The following is an 11,364-nucleotide window of genomic DNA, read 5'->3' on the forward strand; positions in this document are numbered from 1 at the left end:
GACTGATCTCAGAGAAGGATGGATGATGACCCGGCATTCAGACAGCTATCGGACACCCGCGCGGCTATTTCACTGGCTGATCGCGGTTGCGGTCCTGCTGATGATCCCGGCCGGGCTGATCATGACCCAAAAGGGAATTGCGCGGCCGTTGCAGGATGCGCTGTTCCTGTTTCACAAGAATATGGGCGTCATCCTGATCCCGCTGATCCTGTTGCGGCTGATCTATCGCTTGCGCCACCCGGCGCCGCCCCTGCCCTCATCCATTCCCGCCTGGCAGCGCAGCGCGGCGTCGGTGTCGCATTGGCTGCTGTATCTGCTGCTGATCGTCATGCCGATCAGCGGTTTTATCCGGGTCCGCGCGGGTGGTTTCCCGATCGAACTGCTGGATCGTTTGGGTGTGGGGCCCTGGCTTGCCAAATCCGATGCGCTTGCTGATGCCGCCAAGGGTCTGCATTACGCTGCCGGAATGGCCCTGATCGCGCTGCTTGCGCTGCATATCGGCGCGGCGTTGCAGCACGGGCTGATCCGCCGCGATGGCGTCTGGACCCGCATCTGGCCGCCCCTCCGCCCGCGATCCTAGATTTTGGTGACAGGTTGCGGCATCGGGTCGTCTGCGCATAAATTGCAGCCAAAGGCGGGCCCACAAGACGGCTTCGACCACGCATTGATCTGCCGCGAAAATTGGCCGTGACAGCGCAAGACGACGAAGGAAACGACATGCAGAACTTCAATTCCGAACGGATCAAGGAAGCCCGCCTGGCGCGCGGCGTCAGCCGCACGAAGCTGGCGCGCCTCGCAGGGCTGACCGAAAGGCAAGTCGCCCAGTTCGAGCGTGGGCAGTCGGACAAGATCGGCATCGACGATGCCGCGCTGAAAAAGATCGAAAGCGCATTGCGGGTCCGCCACGGCACCTTCACAAAGGCCGCGCCTTTGACCAGCGAAGACTTTCAGATCGATATCGGCCCGAAAAGCTGTAGCTGCTGCTGACATCCCGGCGGATGGGCGCAGGGCTTGCAACGCGGGGCAAGGGCCACGCTTTCGCCTGACGCCCGCCGGAACTGCGTTCGGCACCCGATCTAGACGAATTGCGATGAATGGTGGCCGGTAGTCAGCACGCGCCCGTCTACTTCCTCAAGGCGAACGGGAGCCGGGCCGGAACGACGGTTTGCGCGCCATCAAGCAGGAAGGTGAAGGTATAGTGGCCACGCACGACCACCGTTCCCAGCTTGTGGCTGCTGCGTTTGCGCAGGCTGTCGATCCGACAGCGCAGTCCGGTATTTGCAAGCCATTTGGATTCCAGGTCCGTGCGAGCGCGGGCGATGGTGATATCTTCGTGCATCTGCATGCGCTCAGATTTCATGAAACCGCTGGCGGATGAATTCTTTCGCAGCGGCCGGCATGGATCACCAGGGTTGTGCGCCCCCTGCCCATTTTGTTTCCCATAGACCTTGGTGGGTATGGTGGATGTCCGTCTGTTGATCTGATGCCGGGTCAATGACGGCCAGCAGGCGGGTTTCGCCGCTCCCTTCGAGGGGCGGAGATCGGTGCAGCGGTTCGGTTCCCTCACCGGGTCGCAGGGCGCCACGTATCAGCAGGCCGCTGTCTGTCGCGACATCCAGCGGCCTGTCCTCTCGCCCCGGCAGCGCCAGTTGCGTGCCACTGCCGCGATAGGTGCGCAGCATCCGCGCCCCCATCTAATCGACATGGCACTTGCGACAGGCATGGTTGTCAATCGCCTCCAGCCGCAGATGCAACAGGGTCGCACCGGTGATTTCGGACCTCATATAAGCCAGCGTCGCGATATCCCCGCCAACATGTCACGGAACCCGCCGCGCGGCGTCGCGGCCAGACTTATATAATGTTATAACCTATTGCCCTTCGCAAATGCCTGCAATGACAATTTATCAACGCGCGACTTTCGGCTGAAGAGCCGATCAAGATATTGATTTATAATAATAGTTTTAATGAATCGAGTTACTTCCGGTCGCCACCACCGATTTCGGCGGTGGCGAGGCGCACCATTTCAACCGATCTCGTACCATGCCGGTGGCACGAAGGCGCGACTAGCAGATTGGCCCGAGCATCGTCGAGATACGCATTGGCAAAGATCCGGATACAGTCCGCCATGACGGCCCTGCGTTGCAAAGCGTAAGCATCGCCGAAACTGGCGGCGGCAATTGAATGTTGAAGCGGGGCCGCCCCCCCCGACAACACCAATTTAACGAGCGCCGCTTGCGGCCATAGGCAAGGGCAGGAGCAGCGCAAAAGCATTTATTGCGAGCGCCCTGCCCCTCGATCTGGGTTTCGCCGCGAAACCTTACTGTTCTTCCAATGCCACTTGGATTTTTGCCATCAAGGCATTGATCACCTCGTCCGTCGCCCCTGCCCCTTCAAAGCGCAGCAGTTGCCCACGGCTATCCGTGCCCCGACGCATGGTGATCCCGGAGGAAACACGGACCGCCCCGCTATCATCCCAGATCACGCCTGCGGTCCTTGTTTTGGGGCGGCCACCGCGACTGGGCTCGTGATCATCGCTGTCCAACCGACGCAGAACAGGTTCGATGACAGCCCATTCCTCTTCGGCATCCGCCGATCCCGCCTGTGACAAGGCATTTCTCAACTGGTTTTCCGCGCCCCGACGTAAGGCGGAAGCAAGCTGCAACCCGCGACGTTCCGTCAGCCCTTCCGGGAAACGCAGCATATCACCAAGCTCTTCAAAGATCAGCGCGAATGAGCGGATCTTCGAACGCTTGGCCTTCGAACCCGTCGCAAACAGTTTGGCGACAGCCTCTTCCGTATTTGCAAACGCACCCTGGTCGGCGGCGATCACGGCAATGCGCCCGCGCTCGAACTGGCTAAGCTCTTCGCGCACTTCGTTTTCCTCGATCATCGAGACGAAAGCGCCGCCGCTGTCTTCACGCGGTCGAATGACCGCGCGGATGACCCGATATTTGTCAGCATCCGTCATCTCCTGCAAGGCGCGCGTCGCAAGGAGGCGGCGGTAACCAGAGAGAAGTCCATAGACCCGCCCCGCCTTGCCCGGTTTCTCCAATTCGAACACCTCGATCGGCAGCCGCAAACCATGCGCGGCAATCGACTGGCGAAGTTCGTGCATGTCCTCTTCATTCAAGGTCATGCGATCACGGATCATGGCACCTTCGTCGATCTGATCGATGGGCAGCTCGACCATCAGAAGCCCTTGCTGCTGTGCCGCGTGCAAGCGTGCCGCATCCGATTCCAGTTTGGCGCGTGCAGCGCGTGCATCCGCACCTTCGGTCTGCGATTGCGCCGCGCTGTCGGCGGCAACCTGGGCGATGGGCGCAATACCACGCGCCGGCATCGGCCGATCCGAGGTTTCGCTGCGAAACTCTTTCTCGATCCGATCAAGATCCGCGTGACTTGGCGTCTCCAGCCTTCTGCGCTTAACCATCTGCCTGACCCTCCTCGCCGGCTTGCTCTGCCTGTTCCATCTGCTGATCGCGCCACCAGGTTCCCATGATCAACTCTTTAACTTCGGCCCAGGTCCTGTCGAAAGTCTCGCGGCCGCGCACATAGGTATCACGATTGAATTCACGGTAATCGGCCTCGTAGATGCCGTTGACCTGCTCGCCTGCCTGACCCACCATAGCGGTCATTTCCTGACGATAGGTCGTCATGAAATCGCCGAAATAGGCCTGAATGACATTCGCCAGATCGGTCTGCTGACCTGCATCGAAACGTGTGATCAGTGCACGAACGGCATCCCATTCAAACCGCATCTCTGGCAAGCCATCGCGCCGCCGCGCCGCGTTCTCGCCATCTTCAACACTTGCGAAGGTGCTGTAGAGCATGTCGAAAAAGCGCCCGGTCGAGTCAAATTCCAGAAATGTCGCGCCCAAGGGTACCAACAGAATATCAGCCGCCGCCAGGGCGTTGATCGTCAGATAGCCGAGGGCAGGGGGGGTATCGAGGATGATAATATCGTATTGGTCGACAATCCCATCATTCAGCAGGCTGTTCGATAGCGCATCCCACAATGGCCAACTGCGCAAACCCATCCGCCAGACCGGAACCTGAAATTCCGCCCAATACAGATTTAGTTGCGCGCCAAGAAGGTCGATATTTGGCCAATGCGTTGGCTGAATGACATCTCGCGCCCCGATTTTCAGCGCTTCGGTCAGGGTTTCATCGAAGGGCAGGGGGGGCTGACCGGCGGCCTCGCGCACGCGGTTTTCATCCTGAAGCGCCAGCGCATAGTCCTTGGCCAGCAGCGGGAAGGCGGTGGACCATTCATCCGGCACCTGCCCGCCCATGATCGAAGTCATGCTGCCCTGACTGTCAAGGTCGATCACAAGGACCTTGTACCCGTCGAGCGCAGCTGACATTGCCAGATGCGCCGCGGTGGAAGTCTTACCGACGCCACCCTTGAAGTTCGCCACCGCGATCGTCTTTGCCGGCATCCCTTCCGGCCGCCACGGACGATATTCCCGATCCGCGGCCCCTTCGGTCGCGAAGTGATCGCGAAGTTGCAAAACCTCATCGAGCGTAAACCATTTCGAGTTTCCTTCCCCGGTCCCTTGGGGAAGGGCAGGGTACTTCCGCAAGACACGGCGGAAATGCGCAGGCGCGACAGGGATCAGATACTTGCACACTTCCCATGTCGAGAACCGCCGCAAACGCTTGCGTCCATCCGGTGCATAGCCACGTTCTGCAAGATCCTGACGACCACGGGCCGCGAATGCCGCGGCTTTGGCGAATCGCGCGGTTCCGATAGGGTCGGACAGGCGCTTCGCGGCTTTCTCCGGATCGATGTTGAAATATGGTGGAAGGGGTTCCTTGCCTGACATCTCAATCCCTCTGCGATGTACTGCATTCTGATGTGTTTTGGATCATCTATCGCACATGAGGCCTGGGTTGGGAATCATCAAAGCAGGTTTCGCGGCGAAACCATGCCGAAATTCATCCAGACGACAGCAGAAAGTTTGTATTAGCTTTAGAGACTTTAGAATCTTTAAGTTCAGATAATTCAGTATTCTCAATGCAGTAATGGTGGAAAGGTACCAGCTTACAGGCTGAAGGGCACCCAGCTACGGGATGAGAGGGCCCAGAATCCGGGATAAGTGGTACCGATTCGCGGGTTTGAAGGTATTCACCTGCGGGACGGGGCTAAAACGGGCGATTTTCAGCGCGAGGGCGTCATTTTTGATCACCCCGCATCCCGAAAATGGGTCCCTGACGATGGCGAGCCGGCGAAAGGAACCTGTTTGCGGGATCGTGGACAACCTTCAACGGGTGCCCATAGGATCGTTGATCGAAGGTACCCTGTTAGGCATAATGCGGACAAAAGAGAGGGACGGGCAGCTAAATGGAAGATATACCCCGCGACAGATTGTCGGGTGCGTTGCGGCGCGGCGCGGTCAAAAAGCACGTCGCCGCGATCCACGTGTCCGGCAAGCTGACCTTGCTTCAACGCAAGCTTTCGAACGTGCTTCTGCTGAACGCCTATGACACCCTGACCAGCCGCAGCCGACATCAGATCGACGCGCGGACATTGTGTCTGATGATCGGCTATAACAGCAACGACATGGATACGCTGAAACAGTCGCTGCGAGGGTTGGCGGAAACGGTCGCCGAGTGGGACATGCTGGACGAGAAGGGTCAGCAGGAATGGGGCGTCAGCAGCCTTCTCAGCTATGCCAAACTGAAAGGCGGGGTCTGCGAATACGCGTATTCACCCGCTTTGGCCGAAAAGTTGCACGATCCAAAGGTCTTTGCGCTGATCAATCTGAATATCCAGCGGCGTTTTACCTCGGGACATGCGCTGGCCCTTTACGAAAACTGCTATCGCTTCGTGCGGACCGGCTCGACCGGATGGTGGCCCTTGGATCTGTTCCGGCGGCTGATGGGCGTCGATGGGTCGGCCTATTACGAAACCTTCAAACATCTGAACGCCAAGGTCATCAAACCTGCCGTCACCGAGGTGAACAAGACCAGCAACATCATACTGACGCCGGAAACGCGAAAGCAGGGCAGGGTGGTCACCGAGATCCGTTTCCGCATCAAGGACAATCCGCAACTGGCCATTCTGGATATCGACGATGGCGAGGCGATGCGTCACGGCCCGATCTATGCGCGGTTGCGGCAGATGGGGGTCAGTGATCGATTGGCCAAGCAGTGGCTGAGCGTGCATGGCGAGGATCAGGTGGCCGCCAAGCTGAGCTATGTCGAGGCGCGCAAGAACGTCAAAAGCAAGGTGGGATATCTCAGCGCGGCGTTGGATGGCGATTTCAACAACGATGCCGATGAGGGGAAACGATCAGAGCCGCCAAAGACCAGCCCCCAGGCAGAGCGGCTACGTCGGATCATCGATCTGGTCAATTCACGCACCCCGACTCAGCGCGATGCGGACCGGCGTCTGTTCCTTAGTCAACTGGGCGATGCAAGGGCGCGGGACGATTTTACCAAGCATGGCTGGATGTCACCCCTGAACGCGACACGTATCCGGCTATTCTGGGCCGAGATGGCGCCCGGCGTTTTTGACGACGTCACCGAAGAACTGGATGCGGAGGTGTAAAATCACACCGAGAATGCCTGTTGTGAGGAACGCCCACCTAAGCTTGAACTGCAACCACGGGCTTGTATCGACCCACTGAAAACCTGCTCGTGCTACTAGGGAGAACGTCGTCATGATGGACCTATCATGTATTTGGGCCCCTCCCAGTGCTCGTTTGGGCCACTTGGCTTTAGAAGGCGCAGGGGCTTTTGCCTCCCGATCCCGAGTGCTGACGGCGTGTGTTATATAAGCCATTGATGTATTGAAAGATGGCAGCTTCGGCCTGGCGTGGGCTCTCCCGTGTGCGCCGTCAGATCAGCTCGGTCATGATCGTTTGTGGGCGCATGCAAGGGGCGTTTCCCTCGTCGCGCTGAGTTCAGGAAGCCTTGTATCGATGGGCTGATGCCCGCGAGAAGCACTCCAGCGTTTTTGAGAGGACAGAGCCGCGGACGCCTCTATGGTAAAGAGAAACGTAGCCCTTCAAACTCTATCGTCAAGCGCGCAAAATAGCCCTATAATGCGCGCATGAGCCGATTTTTCCCGGCAAACATAAACTATGACAAGATGCCTCTTGAAGACCTAGAGGCGTCCGAGGACAAGGATAACGCGGATCTCTGGTTTCTGCCCGGGCCGCTCGAGGATGAACCGATTTACCTGCCGCCCGGACCCGCGCCGGAGGCCAGGGAATCTGAAATCGTCGATGCTTGGCGAGGAGCCGAGGCCGGGCAGGCGGCGCAGCTTGCTCGTGTCGCCGCTCGCTTGGGGATCCTCGATGAACGCTTGCGCCGTGGCCCAGCAGGCTGGCGGCAGCGGCTCGCCCTGATCGAGGCTGCTGACCTGAGTTGGTTAACGCAAGACCGGATCGGCCTTGACCGGCTGTCGCTCTACATGGCGCTGCGGGTGTCGACCGCAACGGATGATGCGCAGGCCATGTACCGGATCGGCTGGGCCGTGCGCCGACTGTCCGGCGGACCCGCGCTGCTGACGCTTCGGTCCGGAACGGACGACCTGGAGGCCTTCCTTGATCGACGCGACCGGCCGGGCCAGGGAGAGCGTTTCGAAGAGGCAAAGGCTTCTTCGCGCATCGTCGAGATGGCAGAGCGCGAAGCCTTCGAGGACCGGGCCGCCGGATGGCTCGCGATGATGGATCAGGCCGAAGACCTCCACCCTGTGACACGGGCCTGCATGGGCTTCCATCTCTGGCACGTCGCGGAGCTGTCGCCGATCGATGATCCGCTGGAGGCCGCGGTGACAGCGGCGCGTGTCGCGATCGGCGATCTCACGCCGTCAGGGAGCACGCCCGGCGCGATCTTCGCACCGATCGCCATGGGCGGAGGAGGGGGATTCCGCGCAACCGGGGACCCGCCGGCCCGGTTGGCGCGCTGGCTGAACGGGATGGAGAGCGCGACCTTCGCAGCCCTGCGCCGGCTTGAGGAGGTCGAGGCCTGGTCGGCTGCCGCGGAACGAACGATGGCGTCGCTTTCGGGCAAGACGCCGCCGATGCTGCGTGACCTTTTCACAAGCTGGCCGCTGGTCTCGGTCCAAATGGCCGAGAAACTGACAGGCACGCATCGGGCAACGGTTCAGCGCAACATCGACTGGATGGTAGAGCGGGGCCTCATCCGGGAGGTAACAGGACGGGGGCGATACCGGATGTGGCGGGCGACGGCGTGAACATCACGGGAAAGCGCACCCTGCACGCCTGCCAAGTTGAGACAGTAGGCCAGAATTGTTCGACGAACGCACGGCGGGGCGAGCCCTACGATTCCAACCCAGAGATCATGGGGCAGGGATTGTCCAATCTGCTTGGCGGCATGTTCCAATGCTATGCGGGATCAGGCTCCTTCACGCGTTCGGCGCTGAACGCCGAAAGCGGTGCGCAAACGCCGATGTCGTCGATCTTTGCGGCCTGTATCCTGTTCGTGATGATGCTTGGACTGGCGCCATTCGTGGCCTATGTGCCCGTGCCTGTCGTGGCGGGAATCATTCTTTTCGCGGCCTATCGCTTGGTCGATATTGCTGAAATCCAGCATATTCTGGGGGCCCGAACCAGTGATCGGCTGGTGTTGCTGGTAACTTTTCTTGCCGGCATATCGGTCGAACTGGAATTTGCGATTGTCGCAGGTGTTCTGACGTCACTGTTCGCGTTTCTGCGCAAAAGCGCAACGCCTCTGGTTGCGGTTCTCACGCCTTCCGAAGAACAAGGACATCGCAGCCTGCGAGCGGCCATCCGCTATAACCTTTCGCAATGCCCGCAGATCGCGATTCTTCGCGTTGAAGGCCCGATCTATTTCGCATCTCTGGAAGCCATCGAAGAGAGGTCCCAGCAGATCGAACAGCGATTTGGCGCGCGCAGTAACCTTGTGCTTTACCTGCGTGGCGTGGGGCTGATCGATCTGGCGGGCGCGGATTGTCTGATAAGCTTGAGCAGACGCCATCGCGCACGCGGGGGGAATGTGCGTATCGTGGCAACCTATGAAGGCGTTGTTTCGATACTTCTTCGAACACATGTACTGGAGGTTCTGGGCGCAGAGAAATTGGTCATGAGCAAAAACTCGGCCATCTCTGCCTGTGTCCGGGACGCCGACCTCGAGATTTGCCGGAACTGCACGAGCCGCGTTTTCCAGGAATGTCGATAGTCGACCGGCTCTAGATCTTTCAAGTGTCTTTCGGATGCATCCACGACACTGCCCCCGGACATTGCGTTGCGGTGCCGGGCAGCATGTCACGATGGGCGCTTGTCTTCGGCGGTGTCTTTTGTCGTCTGGCGCTGGCGCAACCATTCCCGCAGGATAAAAGAGTGTCGATCTTGGCTCTTGCTTTCAGAGCTGACCATCCAGATCGCCTCGCCGGACCGAACAGGGGGACCAAACGGCATAAAGAGTGATCCATTGCTCAATTCTGTTGTTACATAATGGCGTGGAACCACTGCAATGCCCATGCCCTCGACCGCGGCCTGAAGCAGAAGGGTGCTGTGCGAGAACCGGTTACCCTGGATGGTTCCCGTGTAGGGAATGCCCGGGAGTGGGCAAAAGCTGGTGGTCAAGCGACCTGCTTGGAGACATCCAACCTTCTGTCAAAGACGGCGGCTCGAGTGACGGCTACCCGATGCGCGCCCTGCGGCGACCATCTCATGCGCCGCCGCTTTCCCATGCGGGTATTGCCGATGTCATCAACACAGCCTTTTGCCCGGAAGGATGAAACAGCGAGGCCACTGCGGTGTAGACGACCGTAATCTACGAGCGCGTCGAAGTTGTTCGGAAGGTACGAAAAGAGGTCTTGGCACCTGGCTTTGACGCGCCTGGCCGCTTCTCGTAACACTCGGGTTTCGGCGTGCAGGCGATCGCAATCGATTTGGAAAACTTTGAGAACTGTCGTGGCTGCCATCACTTTGCCGTGCCAATGGTACAACGGAGTAAATCGGCTGGTGGCTCGAAGAGTTGCGGCAACCCTGAAAATCCCCTCGATTTCAGAAGTCCCCGCAGCGCATTTTCAATGTGCTTGACCCGCATCGAGATATGCCACCAGTCCAGTATGTGGGCGACCGAACCTCGAACAGCTCGCCTGGCCAAATTAGGCAGTGCAGGTTCCCCGTCTGAAATCACGGTCACCTTGCTCAGACCGTCTCAGCCCTGCGCGATCAGGTCATGTCGGAGCTGCTCCGCAGGGAAACTGGCGGCTTGCTGCACGAGGCCAAACCGCCGGCTCATATTGGGGCTTTCAACCTTTCCGACAACGACATCCAGGTGACGCTTCTGGTATTTGGGCCGACATCATATGTGCGCTCCATCCAGGAAAACGGTCTGTGGTGAGCGCGACGCGATCGTATCCGCGTCTCCTGGGCTTGCGTCGTCGTGGCCCAACTCGTCGGCGACGCGACCCAAGCGATTTCGAACGGTCGTGCTCGACTGAGCCGAACAGGGCAGGAACATTTCGATCAATCGAGCGGCTTGCCGAAACGAGTTTCTGGCCCCTAATTCAGCCTGCAGGCGCCGAAGTTCAGGAGTCGCACGGTCAGAAAACAGCCCGGCAAGGGGTGATTGTGGCGCGGAGTTCTCGGTCCCAGCCGGTTGGCACAAGCAGCGTCGAAGCCTTGGTTACTTCACACGAATACGTCCGAAAACTGTGTCGAGAATGCGGCCTCGATCATCATGGATCGCACGGTGTTTGCAGCAACTATCGCATTTCCGGCGAGCTTCCAGTGCTTCACCGACCTGATCTTGCACCATCGCTTCCTGCAAACGCCTCAACAAGGTCTTTGCCTCGTCGAGGAGAAGGCCCAAATTCTCGGAACCCAACTCGTCCGGAGCACGACGAAGCCGACCGACATTGCGCCTCTTGGTGCCTCCATGGTCAAACGTCGTCTCGAAAAAAAATGCTCACATACATGGCGGGCCCCGCCTTGTTCTAAGACCTTGCCCTACCACGTCGACCACCAGATTTGCCCCTCCCGCCCGCCACGATCCGGCGCCTTTGTGTTCGTCATTCGCCTCACCCTTGTCCTTTCCATGGGACGAGTTTTTGTTCTGCGAGTCTCATGATGACGTCGATTGCGTAGCCGATGATTCCGATGAGGATGATGCCCATCAGGACGATGTCGGTCAGCTGGAACTTGGAGGCTGCGATGATCATCATGCCGGCGCCCTTCTGGGCCGCGACCAGCTCGGCGGCCACCACCGTGCCCCAGCACACCCCCATCGCCACCCGCGCCCCGGTAAAGATCTCGGGCAGCGAATTGGGCAGGATCACGTGCCGCAGCAATTGCCATTTCGACGCCCCCAGCGAATAGGCCGCGTGCACCTTGGTGATGTTCACCCCCGACACGCCCGCCC

At 59.4% G+C, this 11,364-nt stretch carries 10 protein-coding genes and 3 pseudogenes; 5 read left to right on the top strand and 8 right to left on the bottom strand.

The annotated features are described in order from the left end of the window. Positions 1–25: 25 nt before the first annotated feature. Complete coding sequence (locus tag BMX67_RS18415) at positions 26–580, top strand: cytochrome b (protein WP_090738060.1); 555 nt, start codon at positions 26–28, stop codon at positions 578–580. 137 nt (positions 581–717) lie between these two features. Then, a complete protein-coding gene (locus BMX67_RS18420; protein ID WP_090738062.1) occupies positions 718–987 on the top strand; it encodes a helix-turn-helix domain-containing protein in 270 nt (89 codons plus the stop codon). Between the two features lie 136 nt (positions 988–1,123). Here the strand turns inward: BMX67_RS18420 and BMX67_RS18425 are convergent, their stop codons facing one another. From BMX67_RS18425 to BMX67_RS18450, 4 genes and pseudogenes are all read right to left on the bottom strand, one after another. Continuing rightward, positions 1,124–1,345 carry a hypothetical protein gene (locus tag BMX67_RS18425; protein WP_217645914.1) on the bottom strand — a complete coding sequence of 74 codons (222 nt, stop codon included), beginning with the start codon at positions 1,343–1,345 and terminating at the stop codon, positions 1,124–1,126. 58 nt (positions 1,346–1,403) lie between these two features. Next, a pseudogene (locus tag BMX67_RS18430) lies at positions 1,404–1,802 on the bottom strand (DUF1826 domain-containing protein). Positions 1,803–2,317: 515 nt separating this feature from the next. After that, the gene (locus tag BMX67_RS18445; protein ID WP_090738073.1) at positions 2,318–3,430 is read right to left on the bottom strand and encodes a ParB/RepB/Spo0J family partition protein; all 1,113 of its coding nucleotides are present in this window, start codon (positions 3,428–3,430) and stop codon (positions 2,318–2,320) included. After that, positions 3,423–4,826 (bottom strand): AAA family ATPase, encoded by a 1,404-nt coding sequence (locus BMX67_RS18450; protein ID WP_090738075.1) that lies wholly within the window; start codon positions 4,824–4,826, stop codon positions 3,423–3,425. The genes BMX67_RS18445 and BMX67_RS18450 overlap by 8 nt, the downstream gene beginning before the upstream one ends. A gap of 518 nt (positions 4,827–5,344) precedes the next feature. On the opposite strand from BMX67_RS18450, the gene BMX67_RS18455 reads away from it, so the two are divergent. After that, positions 5,345–6,553: a replication initiation protein gene (locus tag BMX67_RS18455; protein ID WP_090738077.1), complete on the top strand. Its 1,209-nt coding sequence runs from the start codon at positions 5,345–5,347 to the stop codon at positions 6,551–6,553. 169 nt (positions 6,554–6,722) lie between these two features. Here the strand turns inward: BMX67_RS18455 and BMX67_RS19950 are convergent. Beyond that, positions 6,723–6,842, bottom strand: a pseudogene (locus BMX67_RS19950) (IS3 family transposase); the annotation flags it as partial. Positions 6,843–7,057: 215 nt separating this feature from the next. Between BMX67_RS19950 and BMX67_RS18460 the strand changes: the two are divergent. Both BMX67_RS18460 and BMX67_RS18465 read left to right on the top strand, forming a co-directional pair. Continuing rightward, on the top strand, positions 7,058–8,206 hold the full coding sequence (locus BMX67_RS18460; protein WP_425438992.1) for a helix-turn-helix domain-containing protein: 1,149 nt from the start codon (positions 7,058–7,060) through the stop codon (positions 8,204–8,206). Then, positions 8,203–9,171 (top strand): SulP family inorganic anion transporter, encoded by a 969-nt coding sequence (locus tag BMX67_RS18465; RefSeq protein WP_175479982.1) that lies wholly within the window; start codon positions 8,203–8,205, stop codon positions 9,169–9,171. The genes BMX67_RS18460 and BMX67_RS18465 overlap by 4 nt, the downstream gene beginning before the upstream one ends. An 86-nt stretch (positions 9,172–9,257) precedes the next feature. Here the strand turns inward: BMX67_RS18465 and BMX67_RS18470 are convergent, their stop codons facing one another. From BMX67_RS18470 to BMX67_RS18480, 3 genes and pseudogenes are all read right to left on the bottom strand, one after another. Beyond that, entirely contained in the window at positions 9,258–9,578 is a 321-nt protein-coding gene (locus tag BMX67_RS18470) for a LysR substrate-binding domain-containing protein (RefSeq protein WP_090738081.1), read from the bottom strand. Then, positions 9,575–10,911: pseudogene (locus BMX67_RS18475) on the bottom strand (ISKra4 family transposase); the annotation flags it as partial. The gene BMX67_RS18470 and the pseudogene BMX67_RS18475, both read right to left, overlap by 4 nt. A gap of 112 nt (positions 10,912–11,023) precedes the next feature. Further along, the coding region (locus tag BMX67_RS18480; RefSeq protein ID WP_139206574.1) for an ABC transporter permease subunit at positions 11,024–11,364 on the bottom strand (341 nt) is incomplete at its 5' end.

The organism is Paracoccus homiensis (assembly GCF_900111675.1).
Taxonomy (GTDB): domain Bacteria; phylum Pseudomonadota; class Alphaproteobacteria; order Rhodobacterales; family Rhodobacteraceae; genus Paracoccus; species Paracoccus homiensis.